The organism is Variovorax sp. AC103 (assembly GCF_979254005.1).
In genome coordinates, this window is record NZ_CEEDFC010000008.1 from 1 (window position 1) to 19,784 (window position 19,784).

Annotated in this window: 24 protein-coding genes and 2 tRNA genes; 9 read left to right on the forward strand and 17 right to left on the reverse strand. The window is 65.2% G+C overall.

All coding sequences use genetic code 11. From position 1 onward, the window contains the following. From AC0IYU_RS13360 to hemP, 4 genes are all read left to right on the forward strand, one after another. On the forward strand, positions 1-376 hold a 376-nt coding region (locus tag AC0IYU_RS13360; RefSeq protein ID WP_472117464.1), incomplete at its 5' end, for an energy transducer TonB. A gap of 22 nt (positions 377-398) precedes the next feature. After that, positions 399-1,115 carry a MotA/TolQ/ExbB proton channel family protein gene (locus AC0IYU_RS13365; RefSeq protein WP_435435618.1) on the forward strand — a complete coding sequence of 239 codons (717 nt, stop codon included), beginning with the start codon at positions 399-401 and terminating at the stop codon, positions 1,113-1,115. Between the two features lie 5 nt (positions 1,116-1,120). Continuing rightward, entirely contained in the window at positions 1,121-1,534 is a 414-nt protein-coding gene (locus AC0IYU_RS13370) for an ExbD/TolR family protein (RefSeq protein ID WP_435435617.1), read from the forward strand. Between the two features lie 93 nt (positions 1,535-1,627). After that, positions 1,628-1,840 carry a hemin uptake protein HemP gene (gene hemP / locus AC0IYU_RS13375; protein ID WP_435483377.1) on the forward strand — a complete coding sequence of 71 codons (213 nt, stop codon included), beginning with the start codon at positions 1,628-1,630 and terminating at the stop codon, positions 1,838-1,840. Between the two features lie 182 nt (positions 1,841-2,022). Here hemP and AC0IYU_RS13380 read toward each other — a convergent pair whose 3' ends face one another. After that, positions 2,023-2,430 (reverse strand): GlcG/HbpS family heme-binding protein, encoded by a 408-nt coding sequence (locus AC0IYU_RS13380; protein ID WP_007830736.1) that lies wholly within the window; start codon positions 2,428-2,430, stop codon positions 2,023-2,025. A 176-nt stretch (positions 2,431-2,606) separates the two neighbouring features. On the opposite strand from AC0IYU_RS13380, the gene AC0IYU_RS13385 reads away from it, so the two are divergent. Then, complete coding sequence (locus AC0IYU_RS13385; protein ID WP_435435615.1) at positions 2,607-3,308, forward strand: Bax inhibitor-1/YccA family protein; 702 nt, start codon at positions 2,607-2,609, stop codon at positions 3,306-3,308. 46 nt (positions 3,309-3,354) lie between these two features. Here the strand turns inward: AC0IYU_RS13385 and rlmD are convergent, their stop codons facing one another. The 5 genes from rlmD to surE are packed head-to-tail and all read right to left on the reverse strand — an operon-like array spanning position 3,355 to position 8,305. Next, positions 3,355-4,803, reverse strand: coding sequence for a 23S rRNA (uracil(1939)-C(5))-methyltransferase RlmD (rlmD, locus tag AC0IYU_RS13390; protein ID WP_472117467.1), 1,449 nt, complete (start codon positions 4,801-4,803; stop codon positions 3,355-3,357). A 30-nt stretch (positions 4,804-4,833) separates the two neighbouring features. Beyond that, entirely contained in the window at positions 4,834-5,856 is a 1,023-nt protein-coding gene (locus AC0IYU_RS13395; RefSeq protein ID WP_472117470.1) for a sigma-70 family RNA polymerase sigma factor, read from the reverse strand. A gap of 4 nt (positions 5,857-5,860) precedes the next feature. Further along, positions 5,861-6,760 (reverse strand): peptidoglycan DD-metalloendopeptidase family protein, encoded by a 900-nt coding sequence (locus tag AC0IYU_RS13400; protein ID WP_472117473.1) that lies wholly within the window; start codon positions 6,758-6,760, stop codon positions 5,861-5,863. A gap of 11 nt (positions 6,761-6,771) precedes the next feature. Next, on the reverse strand, positions 6,772-7,545 hold the full coding sequence (locus AC0IYU_RS13405; RefSeq protein ID WP_472117476.1) for a protein-L-isoaspartate(D-aspartate) O-methyltransferase: 774 nt from the start codon (positions 7,543-7,545) through the stop codon (positions 6,772-6,774). Between the two features lies 1 nt (position 7,546). Then, a complete protein-coding gene (surE, locus tag AC0IYU_RS13410) occupies positions 7,547-8,305 on the reverse strand; it encodes a 5'/3'-nucleotidase SurE (RefSeq protein ID WP_472117479.1) in 759 nt (252 codons plus the stop codon). 127 nt (positions 8,306-8,432) lie between these two features. Between surE and AC0IYU_RS13415 the strand changes: the two genes are divergently transcribed. After that, a complete protein-coding gene (locus tag AC0IYU_RS13415; RefSeq protein ID WP_472117482.1) occupies positions 8,433-9,419 on the forward strand; it encodes an NADPH:quinone oxidoreductase family protein in 987 nt (328 codons plus the stop codon). Positions 9,420-9,503: 84 nt separating this feature from the next. Here the strand turns inward: AC0IYU_RS13415 and AC0IYU_RS13420 are convergent, their stop codons facing one another. The 3 genes from AC0IYU_RS13420 to AC0IYU_RS13430 all read right to left on the reverse strand — a co-directional run bounded on the left by AC0IYU_RS13420 (position 9,504) and on the right by AC0IYU_RS13430 (position 10,924). After that, positions 9,504-9,848 carry an H-NS histone family protein gene (locus AC0IYU_RS13420; protein WP_472117486.1) on the reverse strand — a complete coding sequence of 115 codons (345 nt, stop codon included), beginning with the start codon at positions 9,846-9,848 and terminating at the stop codon, positions 9,504-9,506. A 276-nt stretch (positions 9,849-10,124) separates the two neighbouring features. Then, positions 10,125-10,200, reverse strand: a tRNA-His gene (locus tag AC0IYU_RS13425). A gap of 76 nt (positions 10,201-10,276) precedes the next feature. Further along, positions 10,277-10,924, reverse strand: a complete 648-nt coding sequence (locus AC0IYU_RS13430) for a YbhB/YbcL family Raf kinase inhibitor-like protein (protein WP_472117489.1) — start codon at positions 10,922-10,924, stop codon at positions 10,277-10,279. Between the two features lie 213 nt (positions 10,925-11,137). Here AC0IYU_RS13430 and AC0IYU_RS13435 point away from each other — a divergent pair, with 213 nt between their 5' ends. Together AC0IYU_RS13435 and AC0IYU_RS13440 are read left to right on the forward strand one after the other, a co-directional pair. Next, a complete protein-coding gene (locus AC0IYU_RS13435) occupies positions 11,138-11,386 on the forward strand; it encodes a GlsB/YeaQ/YmgE family stress response membrane protein (protein WP_435435604.1) in 249 nt (82 codons plus the stop codon). Positions 11,387-11,511: 125 nt separating this feature from the next. After that, the gene (locus AC0IYU_RS13440; protein ID WP_435483369.1) at positions 11,512-11,844 is read left to right on the forward strand and encodes a hypothetical protein; all 333 of its coding nucleotides are present in this window, start codon (positions 11,512-11,514) and stop codon (positions 11,842-11,844) included. A 5-nt stretch (positions 11,845-11,849) separates the two neighbouring features. Here AC0IYU_RS13440 and AC0IYU_RS13445 read toward each other — a convergent pair whose 3' ends face one another. The 6 genes from AC0IYU_RS13445 to AC0IYU_RS13470 form a co-directional block, all read right to left on the reverse strand. Further along, positions 11,850-12,524 (reverse strand): histidine phosphatase family protein, encoded by a 675-nt coding sequence (locus AC0IYU_RS13445; RefSeq protein WP_472117493.1) that lies wholly within the window; start codon positions 12,522-12,524, stop codon positions 11,850-11,852. A gap of 119 nt (positions 12,525-12,643) precedes the next feature. Then, positions 12,644-14,557, reverse strand: coding sequence for a SurA N-terminal domain-containing protein (locus tag AC0IYU_RS13450; RefSeq protein ID WP_472117496.1), 1,914 nt, complete (start codon positions 14,555-14,557; stop codon positions 12,644-12,646). 78 nt (positions 14,558-14,635) lie between these two features. Further along, positions 14,636-14,711: transfer RNA gene (locus AC0IYU_RS13455), tRNA-Val, on the reverse strand. A gap of 29 nt (positions 14,712-14,740) precedes the next feature. After that, the gene (locus AC0IYU_RS13460; protein ID WP_099796196.1) at positions 14,741-15,013 is read right to left on the reverse strand and encodes an HU family DNA-binding protein; all 273 of its coding nucleotides are present in this window, start codon (positions 15,011-15,013) and stop codon (positions 14,741-14,743) included. Between the two features lie 230 nt (positions 15,014-15,243). Beyond that, on the reverse strand, positions 15,244-16,341 hold the full coding sequence (locus AC0IYU_RS13465; protein ID WP_472117499.1) for a tartrate dehydrogenase: 1,098 nt from the start codon (positions 16,339-16,341) through the stop codon (positions 15,244-15,246). Next, positions 16,338-17,255: an alpha/beta fold hydrolase gene (locus AC0IYU_RS13470; RefSeq protein WP_472117502.1), complete on the reverse strand. Its 918-nt coding sequence runs from the start codon at positions 17,253-17,255 to the stop codon at positions 16,338-16,340. The genes AC0IYU_RS13465 and AC0IYU_RS13470 overlap by 4 nt, the downstream gene beginning before the upstream one ends. A gap of 71 nt (positions 17,256-17,326) precedes the next feature. Between AC0IYU_RS13470 and AC0IYU_RS13475 the strand changes: the two genes are divergently transcribed. Then, complete coding sequence (locus AC0IYU_RS13475) at positions 17,327-18,286, forward strand: LysR substrate-binding domain-containing protein (RefSeq protein ID WP_472117505.1); 960 nt, start codon at positions 17,327-17,329, stop codon at positions 18,284-18,286. Between the two features lie 27 nt (positions 18,287-18,313). On the opposite strand, the gene AC0IYU_RS13480 is transcribed toward AC0IYU_RS13475, so the two are convergent. Continuing rightward, the gene (locus AC0IYU_RS13480) at positions 18,314-19,201 is read right to left on the reverse strand and encodes a DMT family transporter (protein ID WP_472117508.1); all 888 of its coding nucleotides are present in this window, start codon (positions 19,199-19,201) and stop codon (positions 18,314-18,316) included. Next, a complete protein-coding gene (gene pgsA, locus AC0IYU_RS13485) occupies positions 19,198-19,764 on the reverse strand; it encodes a CDP-diacylglycerol--glycerol-3-phosphate 3-phosphatidyltransferase (protein WP_435483362.1) in 567 nt (188 codons plus the stop codon). Before pgsA ends, AC0IYU_RS13480 begins: the two co-directional genes overlap by 4 nt. Positions 19,765-19,784: the final 20 nt, after the last annotated feature.

A 19,784-nucleotide genomic window follows, 5' to 3' on the forward strand; every position in this document is an offset into this window, starting at 1 on the left:
TACGAGATCCTATGACTCGTCTCGTGGGCTCGGAGATGTGTATAAGAGACAGGCCCCACCCGCACCGCCGCCTTCGCCTCCAGCCCCCCCTGCGGTGTCGCTGCCGTCGAGCAACGCCGACTACCTTCAGAACCCGAAGCCGGTGTACCCCGCCATGAGCCGGCGGCTCGGCGAGCAGGGCAAGGTCATCGTGCGGGTGCTCGTGGGCGTCGACGGCATGCCCAGGGGCGCGGAAGTCAAGAAATCCAGCGGCTTCGATCGGCTCGACGAAGCCGCCGTGGAATACATCATGAAATGCCGGTTCGTGCCCGGCAAAGTCAACGGTGTGGTGCAGGCCATGTCTTATGACGCCCCGGTCAACTACGTACTGAACTAATTTTTCTCTGGAGCAACTTCGTATGGATTCCCAATTTGGCTTGATGAACGTCTGGAACCAGGGCGACTTCGTGACCAAGGCCGTGGCGGTGCTGTTGATCGGCATGTCCCTCGCGTCGTGGATCGTGATCATCGTCAAGGCGCTCGACGTCATTCGCTACAAGCGCCTCGCCAAGCACTCGCAAGACTTCTGGCACAGCGAAGACTTCGCCACCGCGCTGAACAAGCTCGGCACCGACGACAGCAACCCGTTTCGCGCGCTGGCACTCGAAGGCCGCGAAGCCGCAGCGCACCACCGCAACACGAAGGTCCACCTGCACGACACGCTGGACGTGAGCGACTGGATCACGCGCTCCCTGCGCAACGGCATCGACGCATTCACCGCGCGCCTGCAGACCGGCCTCGCCATCCTGGCGTCGGTGGGCTCCACTGCCCCCTTCATCGGCCTGTTCGGCACGGTCTGGGGCATCTACCACGCGCTCATGAGCATCGGCTCGGCCGGCCAGGCGACCATCGACAAGGTGGCCGGCCCGATCGGTGAAGCACTGATCATGACGGCGCTCGGCCTGGCCGTGGCCATTCCGGCGGTGCTGGGCTACAACGCGCTGGTGCGCGGCAACAAGTTCGTGCTGACCAAGCTGAATGCCTTCGCGCACGACCTGCACGCCTACTTCGTGACCGGTGCCCGCGTGCAAAGCGGCGGCAACGAAGCGATCGTGGTTCCGCTCAAGAAGGGCTGAGCATCATGGCTTTCGGAACACAAGACGAACCCGACGAGGTGATGAACGAGATCAACATGACGCCGCTGGTCGACGTCATGCTGGTGCTGCTCATCATCTTCATCATCACCGTGCCGGTGATGAAACACGCCGTCAACATCGACCTGCCGCGCGCCACCAGCGAGCCCGAACAGCCGAAGCCGCAGAACATCCTGTTCAGCATCACGGCAGACGGCAGCTACTACTGGAACGAAGACAAGATCGACGACAGCGCGCTGCCCGCCCGACTGGCCGCCGAGGCCGCCAAGGACCCGCAGCCCGAGCTGCACATCCGCGGCGACAAGGCCGTGCGCTACGAGCGCGTGGCCAAGGCCATGTCCGAAGCCCGCGAAGCCGGCGTGCGCAAGATCGGCTTCATTACGGAACCTGACGCGAAGTGACCTGAATCGCGATTGAAAAAAATCAATCCCGACGATTGACTTTTTATTGCGAATCATTATCATTCAGTCATCGCTTCGACAAGGGAACTCCAGATGCCAGCCACTCCGAATGCCTTTTCTGTTCTGAACCATCCTTCGCTCGACCAATCGGGCGGCGGCCATGCGTCCATCCAGGCAACGCGTCCGGCGCCGCTGGTCGAAAGCGCGGAGCTTCTGAAGGGAAGCAAGACCGTTGGCATCATGCACAACGGTTCCCTGTACCGGCTGCAAGCCACCAAACTTGGCAAGCTGATCCTGACCAAATAGGTCGTTCAGTTCGCCCCTCCCGAGCAAGTTTCATCGTGGGGCGACTCAAGGAGATTCATCTCCGAAGGGTCGTTTTTTGCTAGCCAACGGTTCGCCGACTAGCCAAGCTTTTTTTCACGCTGAAGCATCCAAAAGAAAACGCCGACCTCGAAGTCGGCGTTTTGCTTTGTGCGAGAGAAGGATCAGAGGCCGAGCGCGGCAATGCCTGCCTTGGCGATCTGTGCATCTTCGTTGGACTTCACGCCGCTCACGCCCACGGCGCCGATCACATGGCCGTCCTTCACGATCGGCACGCCGCCTTCGAGCAGGCCCTGCACTTCGGGCGCCGTCAGGAACGCGGTGCGCCCGCCGTTGATGATGTCTTCGTAGACCTTGCTTTCACGGCGGCCCATGGCGGCGGTGTGCGCCTTGGCGGGCGCGATGTGCGAGGACAGCGCAGCGGCGCCGTCCAGGCGCTGCAGCCACAGCAGGTTGCCGGCATCGTCCGAGATGGCGATGGTCACGGCCCAGTTGTTCTTCAGGGCCTCGGCTTCGGCCGCGGCGGCAACGGCCTTGACGTCGGCGAGTTCGAGGAATGATTTGGTCTTCATGGTGTGCTCGGGTTGCGTAAAAACCCGACAGCATAACGGCCACGCCGCCAGCAGTGCCTTCGCGCCGGTGCCAAGCTCGGAAACAAGCTGCACGCGGTCTTTACCGGCACCCGCTCTTGCAGCCCCCTAGAATGCGCCCCAACTGCGTCTTCGCAGCAACCACAGGAGCTCCGGCCATGAACGACCGCGTTACCACCCTAGACACATCCACTGGCTACGGCCAGCCGCTGGCGCAAGCGGAACGCCAGCGCGTGCTGCGCAACACCTACTGGCTGCTCGCGCTGAGCCTGCTGCCCACCGTGCTCGGCGCATGGGTCGGTGTAAGCACGGGCCTCACGCGTTCGCTCACCGGAGGACTCGGCCTCATCGTCTTCCTCGGCGGCGCATTCGGCTTCATGTTCGCCATCGAAAAGACCAAGAACTCCGCCGCCGGCGTGCCCGTGCTGCTGGGTTTCACCTTCTTCATGGGCCTGATGCTGTCGCGCCTGATCGCGATGGTGCTCGGTTTCAAGAACGGCTCGGAACTCATCATGACGGCCTTCGGCGGCACCGCCGGCGTGTTCTTCGTGATGGCCTCGCTGGCCACGGTCATCAAGCGCGACCTGTCGGGCATGGGCAAGTTCCTGTTCGTCGGGGCGATGGTGTTGATGTTCGGCGCCATCATCAACGTCTTCGTCGGTTCGAGCACCGGCATGCTGGTGATCTCGGTGGCCGCCATCGGCATCTTCTCGGCCTACATGCTCTATGACCTGAAGCAGATCATGGACGGCGGCGAAACCAACTACATCACCGCCACGCTCGCGCTGTACCTCGACCTGTTCAACGTGTTCCAGAGCCTGCTGGCCCTGCTGGGCATCTTCGGCGGCGAACGCGACTGAGCGGATCAGAGCCCACCCGTAAAAAGAGCCCCGAGGGGCTCTTTTTTCATTCCAGCTCGAAGACCGCGATCGACTCGACGTGCGCCGTGTGCGGGAACATGTTCACCACACCCGAGAACGTGCAACGGTAGCCCGCCTGGTGCACCAGCAGGCCGGCGTCGCGTGCCAGCGTCGACGGGTTGCAGCTCACGTACACGATGCGCTTGGGCGGCGTCCAGCCGTCGGTGCGCAGTTCGGGCTGCAGGTGCAGGTCGGCCAGAGCCTTGGCGAGGGCGAAGGCGCCTTCGCGCGGCGGGTCGACCAGCCACTTGTCGGCGCTGCCGTCGGCCACCAGCATCGCCGGTGTCATCTCGAACAGGTTGCGCGCTACGAAAGTTGCAGGTGACAACGCACGGCGGGCGGGCGTTGCGGGCTGATTTCGCAAGAAGTTGTCGGTGGCGCGCGCCACCAGCGTGTCGCTCCCCTCGATGCCCAGAACCTCGCGCGCCTGGCTCGCCAGCGGCAAGGTGAAATTGCCCAGGCCGCAGAACCAGTCGATCACGCGCTCGTCCGGCTGCACGTCGAGCAGGCGCAGCGCCTTGCCGACCAGCGCCCGGTTGATGTGCGGATTGACCTGTGTGAAGTCGGTGGGCTTGAACGGCATCGTGACGCCGAACTCGGGCAGCCGATACGCCAGCGGCGCGCCGCCCTCTTCCAGCAACTTCACGGTGTCCGGGCCCTTGGGCTGCAGCCACCACTGAACACCCTCGTTGTGGGCCGCAAAGGCCTTCAGCCGGTCGACGTCGGCGTCCGACAGCGGTTCGAGGTGGCGCAGCACCAGCGCGATGGTGCCGAGCTTCGTGGAGTCGGGTGCGTCGCCGCAGGCCAGCTCGATCTGCGGACAGGTCTGGCGTGCGTCCATCGAGCCGATCAAGGCGCGCAACGGCATCAGCATCTCGCTGATCTGCTTGGGCAGCACCGGACACACCTGCATGTCGGCCAGGTAGCGGCTCTTGCGCTCGTGGAAGCCGATGAGCACCGTGCCCTTCTTGACCACGTGGCGCACCGAGAGTCGCGCACGGTAGCGGTAGTGCCATGCCGGCCCCTCGAGCGGTCGCAGCACGTTCTCGGGGTGCACCTTGCCCAGATGCCACAGGTTGTCTTCCAGCGCGCGCTGCTTCACGGCCACCTGGGCGGCCGCGTCGAGGTGCTGCATCTTGCAGCCGCCGCACGCACCCGTGTGCAGGCCGAAATGCGGGCAGCCGGGACGCACCCGCTGCGACGATTCTCGGCGGATGGCCGTGACCGTGCCTTGCTCCCAGTTGTTCTTGCGGCGGTGCACATTGAACTGCACTTCCTCGAAGGGCAATGCGCCTTCGATGAACACGACCATGCCGTCGGCTTTGTGGGCAACGCCCTGAGCGTCGAGGTCGAGCGACTCGACCTGCAACCACTCTTCACCAGGATTCGCGGGGACTTTCGCGGGCGTTTTGTTTTCTTCGATGGGTTCCGTCATCCCCCGATTGTCTCAGCGTGGACAGCCTCGCTAGAACAACGCGTCCCGCCCGACGCCCGAGCGCGTGAGCTGGCGGCGCATCTTGGCCAGTGCCTCGTTCTGGATCTGCCTGACCCTCTCGCGTGTGAGGCCCAGGCGCACGCTCAGCACCTCCAGCGTTTCGGGCTCGCGGTCGTGCAGGCCGTAGCGGCCTTCCAGCACCTCGCGCTCGCGCGCATCGAGGGCATGCACCCACTGGTCGAGCAGGCGCTCCACCTCGTGTGCGTGCGTCACGCCGGTCGGGTTGCCCTGCTCGTCCTCGGAGGCCACGGTGTCGGCCAGCGTGAAGCCATCGTCGCTGCGCGCATCACCTGCGTCCAGCGAGCGCGGCGCTTCGGACAGGGCCAGCAGGTCGGCCACGGACTGCACGTCGCGTCCAAGCAGCGCAGCAATGTCTTCCACGCGCACGCCGTCGGGCCGGTTCGCAAGGAATTCAGCGTCGCCCTCCAGGGTGCGGCGCGCACGCAGTACCTGGTGCAGCTCCCGCACCACATGCACCGGCAGCCGGATCGCACGGGCCTGCGTCATGACCGCACGTTCGACGGACTGGCGGATCCACCAGGTTGCATACGTTGAAAAACGAAAGCCGCGTTCGGGCTCGAACTTGCCAATGGCATGCATCAACCCGAGATTGCCCTCTTCGATGAGGTCCGACAGCGGCACGCCACGCCCCAGGTAGCTCTTGGCGATATTCACCACGAGCCGCAGGTTGTGCTCGATCATCGACTGCCGGGCGGCGAAATCGCCGGCTCGCGCGGCGCATGCGGCCTGGTACTCCTGCGCCGGCGTGAAGAGCTCTGTGCGCCGAACCTGGCGCAGGTAGATGGTCAGCGCATCCGCGCCTTCGCCGCCGATCGACTCGCTCGAGGCATCGCGAGGCGGTGCACTGTCAGTGCCCAACGGATCGGCCGCCGTGCCGGCGGCAGATGCGTTCTCGTCGGACGGGTCCCGGCGACTGCCCTTGCCCGCCAACCCGCGCACAGGCAGTGTGCGACGGGAGCGAGGGGCAGCCATGGCATCACCGGCCGGGGAGGTAACGCGAAGGATCGACGGGCTTGCCCTGGCGGCGGATCTCGAAATGCAGCTTCACGCGGTCGGCGTCGCTGTTGCCCATCTCGGCGATCTTCTGGCCCTTCTGAACCGACTGGTCTTCCTTCACGAGCAGCGTCTGGTTGTGCGCATACGCCGTGAGGTAGGTGTTGTTGTGCTTCAGGATGATCAGGTTGCCGTAGCCACGCAGGCCGGCGCCCGCATAGACCACACGGCCGTCGGCGGCGGCCAGCACCGGGTCGCCCGCCTTGCCGCTGATGTCGTAGCCCTTGTTCTTGGCTTCGTCGAAGCCCGCGATCAGCGAGCCGCTCGCGGGCCAGATCCAGCCAAGGTCTTCATCCCCCGAATTGCCTGTGCCTGGCGCCGACGGCGACGCCGTGACCGGCGGCTTGACCGGGCTGCTGGCCGGTGCCACAGGCGCCAGGACTGCAGGCGGCGTGACCGGCTTGGTCGTGGCGCTTTCGGAAGAAGGCGCACTGGCCGGCGGCGCCACGGCTACGGCCGTTCCACCCGGCGGGATCACGCGCAGCACCTGGCCGACTTCGATGAGATCGGGGTTGTCGATGTTGTTCCAGCGAACGATGTCCTGCCAGCGTTGACCCGTGTCCGCGCCGATGCGGCGGATGGTGTCGCCGGGGCGAACCGCGTAGTAGCCGGGCTTGCCGTAATTCTCGATGCCTGCCAGCGGCTTGCCGTTGGCATCCGTGGTGATGGGCGGGCCGCCGGGCACTGTGGCGCTGGGGGCGCGCGTCATGGTGCCGCGGTCTTCGACCGGTGCCGGCCCACGCGGTGTGGAACAGCCCGCGATCACGAGCACAAAGGCCAACGTGACGCCAGCGAACCAACTCCGATTGCCAAAACCCTGCATTTGTTATTCCTTCAAGCGATGCCTGATTTTAGGGGGACAAAGTGAACCGCCTCAAGAATGAGACGCTCCAGTCCCCGGGGGGTCTTGTCGATGACGACGAGGGCCTGGCCACCGCTGGCGGAATGTGTAGGAGCCACGATGCGGCCCCCCACCGCGAGCTGATCGATCCAGGCTTGCGGCACGGCTTCGCCGCCCGCGGCAGCGATGATGCCGGCATAGGGCGCGCCCTTCGCGTAGCCGATCATTCCGTCGCCCAGCATCAGGTGCACCGTGGCCAACCGGAAGGGCCGAAGATTCAGGCGGGCGCGCTCGTGCAGGCCGCGCAGCCGCTCGATGCTGTAGACCTCGGAGGCCACGTGATTCAGCACAGCGGCCTGGTAGCCGCAGCCGGTGCCAATTTCGAGCACGCGGCCCAGTTTGTCTTGCGGTTTTCCGGCCAACGCGGGCGCGCCGAGCAACAGCTCGATCATGCGGGCCACCACGCTGGGCTTGGAGATGGTCTGCCCGAGCCCGATCGGCAGGCTCGTGTCTTCATACGCCTGGTTGACCAGCGCGCTGTCGACGAAGCCATGCCGGTTCACCGCGCCCATCGCACGCAACACGCGCGGATCGGAAATGCCCTGCGCCGCGAGCTTCTGCACCATGCGCGCGCGCACCGCGTCTGAGGCCATCGAAGGCGTGGACGGCACCATCGGCTTGGCCGGCACGGCAGGCATGCGCCCGCGCGTGGCGGCCGAGGCGGTGGGAGTCAGGCGAACGGGAAAGCTGGGCCGCTGCGTGGCCATGTCAATTGCCGAACCGGGCCACGGTCTCGCGCCACTGGCCGAGGTTGGCGTGGTCGGTCAGATCGATCTGCAACGGCGTCAACGCAATATGGCCAGCCGCGGTGGCGTGGAAGTCGGTGCCCTCGCCGCTGTCCTTGGCGCCACCTGCGCCGGCGATCCAGTACATGGTCTCCCCGCGCGGGCTGTCCTGCGTGATCACCTTCTCGGCGGCGTGACGGCGACCGAGCCGGCAAACCTTGACGGGCTTCAATTCATCGAGGGGCTTGTTCGGCACGTTCACGTTGAGCAGGAATGCGCTGCCGCCCAGCATCCGCTCACGCTCGATCTGCTGCACCAGACGCCGCGCCACCTGAGCAGCCGCATCCACGTGGGCCCAGCCCTTTTCGATCTGCGAGAACGCAATGGCCGGAATGCCGAACAGGTAGGCCTCCATGGCCGCGCCGACGGTGCCCGAATAGATGGTGTCGTCGCCCATGTTGGCGCCGTTGTTGATGCCGGACACCACCAGGTCGGGCCGGTAGTCGAGCAGGCCCTTGAGCGCGATGTGCACGCAGTCGGCCGGGGTGCCGGTCACGTAGCGAAAACCGTTGTGGGCTTCGCGCACATAGAGAGGTGCGGCCAGGGTCAGCGCGTTCGACTTGGCGCTGTTGTTGTGCTCGGGGGCAATCACCTCGACATCGGCGATGTCCTTGAGTGCGTCGTGCAATGCGACGATGCCCGGCGCCTGGAAGCCGTCGTCGTTGGAAATGAGTATCTTCATGGTGTCCTGGATCGCTCGGATTGTAGGCGTCGGGTGCGTCGCAGCAGGGACAAGCCCGCCTCGGCGCGCCGCCTATCATCGCCCGCATTCATTGCCCCCACCCGACTCACACGAAGGAGACTCGAGCATGCACGCATGGCTTTGCGAAAACCCCACCGGCGTCGACGCGCTGACCTGGAAGGAACTGCCGACACCGACGCCGGGCCCGGGCCAGGTGCTGATCGAAATCAAGGCGGCGAGCCTGAATTTCCCCGATCTGCTGATCGTGCAGAACAAGTACCAGATGAAGCCGCCCCTGCCCTTCGTGCCCGGCTCTGAATATGCCGGCGTCATCCAGGCAGTCGGCGAAGGCGTGACGCACCTCAAGGTCGGCCAGAACGTGGCCTGCCTGTCGGGCACTGGCGGCTTCGCCACGCATACGCTGGCCCCCGCCGCACTGTGCATGCCGCTGCCCGAGGGATTCGGCCACGTCGATGCGGCCGCGTTCATCATGATCTACGCGACTTCGTGGCATGCATTGATGGACCGCGCACAACTCAAGGCCGGTGAAACCGTGCTCGTGCTCGGCGCGGCCGGCGGCGTGGGCACCGCGGCCATCCAGATTGCCAAGGCCGCCGGCGCCAAGGTCATTGCGGCAGCCTCCACCGACGAGAAATGCGAACTTTGCCGCTCCATTGGCGCTGACGCGACGATCAACTACACCACGCACGCGCTGCCCAATGGGTTTCGCGATGCCGTCAAAGCCGCGACCGACGGCAAAGGACCGGATGTCATTTACGACCCGGTCGGTGGTGACTTTGCGGAGCCGGCGTTTCGCTCGATTGGTTGGCGCGGGCGCTATTTGGTCGTCGGTTTTGCGTCCGGCCCCATTCCGTCGCTGCCATTGAATCTGACGCTGCTGAAAGGCGCGTCCATCGTCGGCGTGTTCTGGGGCGATTTCGCCCGGCGCGAGCCCAAGGCCAATGCGCAGATGATGGCTGAATTGGCGCAGTGGTACGGCCAGGGAAAGATCAAGCCGGTGATCGACAGCACGATGCCGATGGCCGAATTGAAGGCTGCGTACGCGCACATGGGTTCACGCGGCGTCAAGGGAAAACTCGTGATGGTGAACTGAGTACGCTCAGGTCGGCATCCAATAAAAAAGCCCGCATGAGCGGGCTTTTTTATTGGGCACCTGCCCAAGGAGGCCGACAGGCACTTACTTGATTTCGTAATCGGTCAAAGATTTGCCAGCCGCCAATGCCTCGGTCACCCAACGCGGCTTGCGGCCACGTCCACCCGACCAGGTTTCGCCCGTCGGGCCGCGGTACTTGGCCGCGGCTTTGGCCGGTGCAACGCCTGCTGCGCGCTTGACGGCACCCACTCGCCCACCCAATTTCAAGTCGGAGGCCGTCAATCCGTATTCGGCAATCTTCTTGCGAAGCTCTTCGATCACACCAGCGCGTTCTTGGTTGCGCATGTCTTCGGCTTGCTTGCGCAATTGCGCAATCTGCTCGTCATGCTTCTTGATCTGGGAATTGATATCGGCGAGTGTCGAAGCCATTTGTTGGACTCCAGAAATTGAAAACGAGCGGATTCTAATTCAGTTTACTTTTGGCACAAGTGTAAAGTCGAACAAAAAAAAGGAATCCTCATTGCATCAATGCAACAACTCGCAACACGAGTGCACCACTGAGGGCGCTTATATGCAGGTAAAAACGGAAGAAGCTGAAGGAGCACGCACCCCAAAAAGAGCGGTCCGGAAATGACAACGCCGGGGCAGGCCCGGCGGTGCGATCCCTTGAGTGCTATTGAGCAATAGCCTGAAGGAAATATCTTTTGGGGTGGCTGATGGGACTCGAACCCACGACGACCAGAATCACAATCTGGGACTCTACCAGCTGAGCTACAGCCACCATAGAGCCTCAGATTATAGCGTTAAAAATCCGGATTTCGACATCTCTCTTCGAAAGACGCGGTTTGAACGCCACATCAACCGGCAGCCGGCGCCAAGGGGCCGCTGGAGGTCACTGCATCCTCGATCTTGATCGATCCGTCGGGCCGCTCATGCGTGCCGATCAGCAGCCCGCTGGCAATGGCATGTGCGCGAAGCGCTTCGACAACCTCGTCCCGCCCCGGCGAATCGGAGAAATCCGGCGCTTGCCCCAATGCGAACAACTGAAATGCATAGCGATGCACGCCGTGACCAGGCGGCGGATCGGGCGGCAGCCATGCGGCCTGCAATGCCGAGTTGCGACCGACGTTCAAACCCGTACCTTCATTGCCCGGACTCGGAATCGACGCTTCCGCCAACAAGCCATCCGTCGGGGGGAGATCGACCACGATCGCATGCACCAGCGGATTGGGTGTCGGGGAATCCGCGTCCTCGACAATCAAAAGAAGCGACGCAGTTCCCGCCGGTAACCCGGTCCAGCGCAACGGCGGCGAAACGCCCTCGCCATCGGGGGCATCGGCGGTACACCGAGGCGGGAGCGGCCCATGATCGACGAAGGCAGCGCTTGTGATTTCGATCGACGCCATGCCTTCGCGCATGCCGAGCGTGTTGAAGACGATCTCGTCCAGACCGGCACGCACGCCGTGCAGCGCGTGACCAATGACATCAGGCAGTTTTTCCAGCATGTCCAAGGTTTAACCCCGCACCGCAAATGCACCTGTAGGACGCCACGCAGCCTGATGGTCACGCAGTCTCGCAGTGACGCAGACAGGCACAACATCCGACCCGCTTTTTCATCGGCATTGGCGGACATGTGCGCCAAAATCGCTCCGCTATCATCAAAACCGATGAGGCATGGCCTGCCGGTACTTCCAATTCACCCTAAAAGGAATTTCTTCATGAGCATCGTCTGGACCATCCTGATCGGGTTCGTCGTGGGTCTTGTGGCGCGCGCCGTCAAACCGGGCGACGACTCCGCGGGCTTCATCGTCACCACCCTCATCGGCATCGCGGGTTCCTTAATCGTCACGTACGTCGGGCAATCCATGGGCTGGTACACCGCGGGCCAGGGCGCAGGCTTCATTGCATCCGTGCTGGGCGCGATCGTGCTGTTGGTGCTTTACGGTCTCATCAAGCGCAAGAGCTGATGGCCTCGCGGCCGCCCCGCGTCAAGCGGGCGACCGCTACGGATGACGTGCCGCGCCGCGTCAAGCGGACGACCGCTACGGATGACGTGCCGCGCCGCATCAAACGGGCGGCCGCCACAGACGCCTTGCCTCGCAAAGCACGCGCCAGGCATCATGTGTATGTGGTCGAGCTCGACGACCGCGTCTGGAATAACGGCCGCTTCCGTCGCGCCAACCCGGACTACCAGCTCGGCAAGCCCTTCGTCTATGTCGGCATGACCGGCCTGGACCCCGACATCCGTTTCGACAAGCACAAGGCCGGCATTCAAGCCAACAGCTTCGTGCAGGCCTTCGGCTTGCACCTGCTCCCCGCGCTGTACGAACGCTACAACCCGTTGACCTACGAGGACGCACGCCTGATGGAGGTCGACCTCGGCATTGCGTTGCGCAAGGCGGGCTACGGCGTGTGGCAGGCCTGAGGCCTTCAGGCGTAGGTGACCCAGTCCTCGTACGCCGGGCCGTCCAGGTGCGGCAACGTGTTGTAGGTGACGAGCATGTGCCGCTTGGGAGTGAAAGCGAACTCCGTCACCGACGAATTACGGATCCGCAGGTTGAGCTCGATCGTCGTCTCCGCAGTCGTGCCGAGCACATGCCCGACCGCTGTGCTGATGGGTCCGCCGCTCGACACAACCAGCACCTTTGCACCGTGATGCTTGTCGCGCACATGGTCGAGGGCTGTCGTGACGCCTGCCAGGAAATCGACATAGCTCGGCATGCCGACCGGCGCCGTGCGGCCATTCATCCATGCCCCCAGGCCCTCTCGCAACAGGCGGAAGTGATGACGGTACATCTCGGGTGAGTCGGGCTTTTCGAGCTTGCCCTCGTGGATGCCGGCGATGACCGCCTCGCTGTCGTACTCGTTGAGTCCGGGCCATGGCAGCACATCGTCGCGCGCCAGGTCCAGGCCCTTGGCAATGCCCTCCCATGTCTGCCGATGGCGCTTCAAGGTGCCGGTGATGACGGCATCGAAGGTCATGCCGCGCTCGCGCCAGTATTCGCCCAGGCGCACCGCCTGCCGGTGCCCGAGCTCGCTCAGGTTGTCATAGTCCGCAGCGCCGAAACTGGCCTGCCCGTGGCGCACGAGATAGAGGGTTCCCATGCGGGCGATTCTGGCAAGAAGCGCTGGCCTGGCTTGTCCCTCGGGCGACCGGTTCGGGCGCACCAAATGAAAAAAGCCCGAGCCGATGGCCCGGGCTTTTTCGCAAACGAAGCGCTGGATCAGCGGCCCGCGGCAACAGGCAGCGTGTCCGCCGGCTTCGGCACCAGGATTTCTGCCTTGAAGCGATCCTTCAGCATGCTGTAGTACGCGGCGTCCTCCGCGGCGGCCACCGACTGGCCGACCTGCGCCTGTTCCTGCTTCGCGAGGTCCGGCGCCGGGGGCGTGCGCGGCACGACCTTGGTCACGCGAACCACGGCATAGCCTTGCGCGCCGAGATCCACACCCACGAGCGCGGGCAGCTTGGCGGCGTCGGCACGCAGCGCGGCGTCGATGACCGGCAGCGGCTGCGATTGCGCTTCGCGGCGCGACACCGTCATCGGCGCGCCGAAGGTCGCACCATCGGCCTTTGCCGTCCACGCCGCGAGCTTCGCCTCGCCCTCGGTCTTGGCAAGCACCGCGGCGCGTTCGGTCACGAGCTGCGCGCGGATCTTGTCCTTCACATCGGCCAGCGGCACCGGATGCGCCGGCGTGTACTGCGTCACACGGCCCGATGCAAGCTGGCTGGAACCGACCTCGATCGCCTCGGTGTTCTGCTTGCGCTGCAGCGAGTCGGGCGCGAACAGCGCGTTCAGGAAGTTGCGGCTGGCCAAGGGGCCGGTGGCGCCGGGTGCTGGCGTGCGCGGCACATTGGTGGCCGTCTGGATCGTGAGCTTGAGCTTCTCGGCCGCCGGCTTGAGGCTGTCGGGCGTCTGGTACACGGCATCGGTGAAAACCTCCGCGGCCTTCGCGAATTCCTGCGTGGCCTGCTGCGCGCGCACCTCGTTCTCGATGGTGGCTCGCACCTTCTCGAAAGGCGGCACCACGGCGGGCTTGATGTCGGTCAGCTGGATGATGTGGTAGCCGAACTCGGTTTCGACGATGCCGCTGATCTCGCCCTTCTTGAGCGAGAACATCGCGTCCTCGAAAGGCTTGACCATCGCACCGCGCGTGACGAAGTCGAGGTCGCCGCCCTTCTCCGCGGAACCCGTGTCCTGCGAGTTCTTTCGCGCCACGTCGGCAAAGCTGGCGGGCGTCTTCTTCACTTCGGCCAGCAATTGCTCGGCCTTGGCCTTGGCCTTTTCGCGGTCGGCAGCGGGCATGCTGGACGGCGCGGTGATCAGGATGTGGCTCGCACGGCGCTCTTCCTTGGTGCCGAAGCGCGCGGTGTTCTGGTCGTAGTAGGTCTTGAGGTCGGCATCGCTCACGACGAGGTTCTTCTTGGCGGCCTCCAGGTCGAGCACGAGGTACTCGATGCTGGCCTGCTCGGGCGCCTGGAACTGGGCCGTATGGTCCTTGTAGTAGGCCTCGACGTCGGCGTCGCTCACCGTCACCTTCGACGCGAAGCTCTCGGGGCTGAAGCGCGCCACCTGGATCTCACGGCTGTCGTAGAACGCGTTGATGGTGGTGGCGGCCAGCGCGGGCGTGGTGAAGGCAGTGCCAGAAACGCCCAGCAGCACCTGCTGCGTGGCCATTTCCGATCGCACACCCGCTTCATACTGCTCGGGGGTACGGCCGGTCACGCGCTGGAAGGCTTCACGGTCGAACTTCCCGTCGGGCGTACGGAACGCCGCCAGGCCTGGGTCCTGCGCGAAGATGCGCGACAGGCGATCTTCGGACACCGACATGTTCGCCTTGGCGGCCGCAGCGGCCAGCACCCGGTCGCGCACCATGCGCTCCAGCGTGGCGTAGCGCAGGGCGTCGGAGTCGAGGACCGTCGGGTCGACGTTGGGCGACTGCTGGCGAATGCGGTCGGTTTCCACGCGGTGCTGCTGGTCCCACTCGGGCTTGGTGATCGGCTGGCCGTCGATGCGGGCCACCTTCTCTTCGCTGCCGCCCTGGTAGCGCTCGACACCGAAGAGCACGAACGAGGGAATGATCAGCAAGAACAAGAAAATCATGACGATCTTGTTGTACTTGCGGAAGAAATCAAACATGCTTGAACACTCTTTTTCGACGGATGTCGGACGGCAATAAAAAAGGCGAACTTGCGGTTCGCCTTTGCATCGGGTGGGTGGTGGGTGCTGAGGGGCTCGAACCCCCGACCTACGCCGTGTAAAGGCGACGCTCTACCAACTGAGCTAAGCACCCCACCGGGAATACTCTCCGAGTCTAACGTCTTAGTTCAGCGCGTCTTTCAGCGCCTTGCCCGGACGGAACTTCGGAATCTTGGCGGCCTTGATTTTAATCGCCTCGCCGGTACGGGGGTTTCGGCCGGTGCGGGCCGCGCGCTTGCCTACTGCGAAAGTGCCGAAACCGACGAGCGAAACCGAGCCGCCCTTCTTGAGCGTGGTACGAATAGCGCCGATGGTGGATTCGAGCGCACGCGTTGCTGCTGCTTTGGAAATATCGGCGTTCTTTGCGATGTGCTCAATCAGTTCGGTCTTGTTCACAAGGGCCCCTTGTAGAAAAAAAGTTGGTCGGCTTCCGTCAGCTGCGACCTGGCCGCGACGTGTGCGACTCGAGAGCCTGGCAGGCCTGACGCCTCGGCAGCGCACTGCCATCGAGGATTACAACCACTGGTCTGCAGGGTGTCAATAAGACACGAGGCCATGCAGATCAGCGGAGCGCGCGATTCTAGGGGCGTTTCGTGAAGCGCTTTTTCGCAGCGGCTTGATGCGGTTCAGAGTGCCTCGGCAATCGCCTTGCCGAGGTCGCTGGTGCTGGCTGTCCCACCGATGTCCGGGGTGCGCGGTGCTCCGCTTTGGGGCGCGAGCACCCGCTCGATGGTCGAGAGAATGGCATCGTGCGCCTGCTTGTGGCCCAGGAACTCCAGCATCATCGCGCCGCACCAGATCTGCCCGATCGGGTTCGCGATGCCTTTGCCCGCGATGTCGGGCGCCGAGCCGTGCACCGGTTCGAACAGCGATGGCGTGGTGCGCTCCGGGTTCAGGTTGGCGCTGGGCGCGATGCCGATGGTGCCGGTGCACGCGGGGCCCAGGTCGGACAGGATGTCGCCGAACAGGTTGCTCGCCACCACCACGTCGAAGAAGTCGGGCCGCTGCACGAAGTGCGCGGTGAGGATGTCGATGTGGAACTTGTCCAGCGTGATGCCCGGATAGTTCTTGGCCATCTCCACCACGCGCTCGTCCCAATAGGGCATGGTGATCGAGATGCCGTTCGACTTGGTGGCGCTCGTGAGGTGCTTCTTCGGCCGCGACTGCGCGAGCTCGAAGGCGAACTTCAACACCCGGTCGACGCCCACGCGCGACATCACGGTTTCCTGCACCACGATCTCGCGCGGCGTGCCCTGGTACATGCGCCCGCCGATGCTCGAGTACTCGCCCTCGGTGTTCTCGCGCACGATGTACATGTCGATCTCGCCGGGCTCGCGCGGCGTGCCGTCGCGGCGCACCACGGGCGCGATGATGCCGGGCATCAGGCGCGCGGGACGCAGGTTGATGTACTGGTCGAATTCGCGGCGGAACATCAGCAGCGAGCCCCACAGCGACACGTGGTCCGCGATCTTCTCGGGCCAGCCGACCGCGCCGAAGAAGATGGCGTCGTGCCCGCCGATCTGGTCCTTCCAGTTGTCGGGCAGCATCTGTCCGTGCTTCTCGTAATAGTCCCAGCTCGAGAAGTCGAAGTGGTCGAACTTCAGGTCGATGCCGAATTTGCTGGCCGCCGCTTCGAGCACGCGCAGGCCCTCGGGCGTTGTTTCCTTGCCGATGCCGTCGCCGGCAATGACTGCAATTCTCTGAGTGCTCTTCTGGGTGCTCATGGTGTGGCTCCTGCGTGTGCTTGTGAGGAAGATGAAAAGAAGGCCAGCGCCTCGGCGAGCAGCTCGTCCGGCGCTTCTTCGGGAACGTAGTGGCCGCACGGCAAGGCACGGCCCGACACATCGGCCGCGCGCTCGCGCCACAGCGCCAGCACGTCGAAGGCCTTGCCCACCGCGCCATGCTCGCCCCACAGCACGCGCAGCGGCTGCGCCAGTTGCCGGCCGGCGGCGATGTCGGCGCGGTCGTGCACGAGATCGATGGTGGCGGAGGCGCGGTAGTCCTCGCAGATGGATTCGGCGGTGCCCGCGATGCTCGCGCAGCGCTCGTACTCGGCCAGCACCTCGGGCGCGAACGGCGCGAGCCCCGCATGGCGCCTGCCCATCACGCTGCGCACGTAGCGCACCGGGTCGGACGCGATCAACGCTTCGGGCAGCGGCGGCGGCTGGATCAAAAAGAACCAGTGCCAGTAGGCCTTGGCGAAGGCTTCTGACGTTTGCTCGTACATCGCGAGCGTCGGGGCGATGTCGAGCAGCAGCATGCGCTCCACAGCTTCGGCGTGGTCTGCCGCCAGCCGGTGCGCCACGCGTGCGCCGCGGTCGTGCGCCAGCACGCCGAAGCGCTCGAAGCCGTGGTGCCGCATGGCGGCGAGCGCATCGAGCGCCATTTCCCGCTTGCTGTACGCCGCGTGGTCGGCGTCGGCCGCGGGGCGACCCGAGTCGCCGTAGCCGCGCAGGTCGACAGCGACCACGGTGAAGCGCTCGGCCAGCGCCGGCGCCACGCGGTGCCAGATCGCATGCGTCTGCGGATGACCGTGCAACAACAGCAGGGGTGCGCCACTGCCGCCGATGCGCCCATGGATGCGCACACCGTCGCGCTCGATGTCAAAGGTGGGAAAGGAAAGAAAGGAGGCTGTCACGGCGACGATTGTGCGTTGCACCTCGGCGATCATCAAGCAACAATCGGCCAATTCATACTTTCCATTCCGGCATGAATCCTCCTTCGATGGACCGCGGCGACCTGGCCCTGGTGGTCGCCATTCGCGACCAGGGCAGCCTCGCGGGCGCGGCCGCAACGCTCGACGTGGTGCCTTCCGTCGTCACCAAGCGGCTTGGCGCGCTGGAGGCACGGCTGGGCCAGCGGCTGTTCGATCGCACCACGCGCCGGCTCAGCGTCACGGCCGAGGGCGAGGCGGTCTGCCTGCATGCGCGAACGCTGCTCGACGGCTTTGCCGCGCTCGAAAGCGAGCTCGGCGAGCGCCAGAACGAATTGAGCGGCACCGTGCGCCTGGCCGCCACCTTCGGCTTCGGCCGGCGCTGGCTCGGGCCGGCGCTGGCCAACTTCCAGGCGCGCCACCCTGCCCTGCAGATCGACCTGGTGCTCACGGAACAGTTGCCAGACCTCGGCGCCGAAAGCTACGACGGCGCGGTGTGGCTCTGGGCCGTGCAGCAGCGCCACACGGCCGACTGGGTCTCGCGGCGCATCGCGCGCAACCAGCGCGTGCTGGCCGCCTCACCCGGCTACCTGGAGCGCCGCGGCACGCCGGCCAGCGTCGAGGCGCTGGCTTCGCACGACTGCCTGGTCGCGCGCGAGAACGGCGACGCCGGCCCGCGCCAGCACGCGCTCTGGACCCTGCGCCATGCGCGCGACGGCAGCACGGCGCGGGTGCGCGTGCAGGGCCCGCTGGCCAGCAACTCGGGCGAGATGGTGCGCGACTGGTGCCTGGCCGGGCACGGGGTCATGCTGCGCAGCCTGTGGGACATCGCGCCGCAGCTCGCAACGGGCCAACTGGTGCGCGTGCTGCCGCACTACGCCATGCCGGACGCGGACATCCATTGGGTCGCTCCTTGGCGCCCGAAGACACCGCGCCGCGTGCGACTGCTGGTCGACCACCTCGTGGAACAGTTTCGCGGCGAGCCCTGGAAGCCGGCCAAGGCCGGCGCGCGCTGACCAGACGCAGGCCATGACAGCGGCCGCTCAGCGGGCGCTGCGCACCACCAGGCTCACGCCCGCGGCGGTGAGCGCGATGCCCAGCACCGTGATCCACGTGATCGGCTCCGAGAACAGCAGCCACGCCATCACCGCCGTGCAGGGCGGCACCAGGTACAGCAGGCTGGTCACGGCGGTGGCCGTGCCGCGCTGGATCAGCATGTAGAGCAGCGAGCTGCCGCCCAGCGACAGCGCCAGCACCGACCAGGCCATTGCGCCGCCCGAATAGGCGTTCCATTCGATGCCCTGCGACTCCATTGCCGCGAAAGGCAGCGTGACCAACAGCGCAGCCGCCATCTGCACCGCGCTGGCACTGCGCACGTCGCAGGGCGCGACGAAGCGCTTCTGGTAGAGCGTGCCCGCCGTGATGGAGACCAGCGCCATCACCGCCAACCCCATCGTCAGCGCATTGACCTCGGCGCCCTGCCCGAGCTTGCGCGACACCACCAGGACCAGCCCCGCGAAGCCCAGCGCGAGCCCGGCCCACTGCCTGCCTGCAATGCGCCCGCCGTTGAACGACATCCACACCGCCGTCAGCACCGGCTGGATGCCGACCAGCAATGCCACCAGCCCCGCGCCCATGCCGGCGTGCACCGCGGCCCAGACGCCGCCGAGGTAACCCGCCTGCATCAGCACGCCGGTGACCGCCAGGTGCGCCCATTGCGCGCGCGCCTTCGGCCACGCAACCCGGGCCAGCGCGACCCACAGCCCGAAGCACGCCAGCGACAACGCATAGCGCACGGCAAGAAACTTGAGGGGCGGCGCATACGGCATGCCGTAGCGCGCGACGATGAAGCCGGTGCTCCAGATCAGCACGAACACCGCCGGCATCGCACGCAGCCAGCCTGCGTGGCGCGCCTCGGCGGCGGAGCTCATTTGGTGCGGGCCCGAATCTCGGGAATGGCCTTCTGCAGGTAATAGACCATCGACCAGACGGTGAGCACCGCCGAGATCCAGATCAGCCACTGGCCCCACAGGCCGGTGTCGATCACCTTGAACAAATGCCCGTCATAGAGCAGGAACGGAATGGCCACCATCTGCACGGTCGTCTTGACCTTGCCGATCATGTGCACCGCCACGCTCTTGCCGGCGCCGATCTGCGCCATCCATTCGCGCAGCGCCGAGATGGCGATTTCGCGGCCGATGATGATCAACGCCACGAACACGTCGGCACGCTGCAGGTGCACCAGCACCAGCAGCGAGGCGCACACCAGGAACTTGTCCGCCACCGGATCGAGGAAGGCGCCGAACGCCGAGGTCTGGTTGAGCTTGCGCGCCAGGTAGCCGTCGAGCCAGTCGGTGGCGGCGAAGACGATGAACATGACCGTGGCGATCAGGTTGCGCATCGGCTCGGCGATCGGCAGGTAGAACACGCCGACGATCAAAGGGATCGCGACGATGCGCGTCCAGGTCATGATGGTCGGTAGGGTCCAGAACATCTCTTGATTGTGTCACGGTG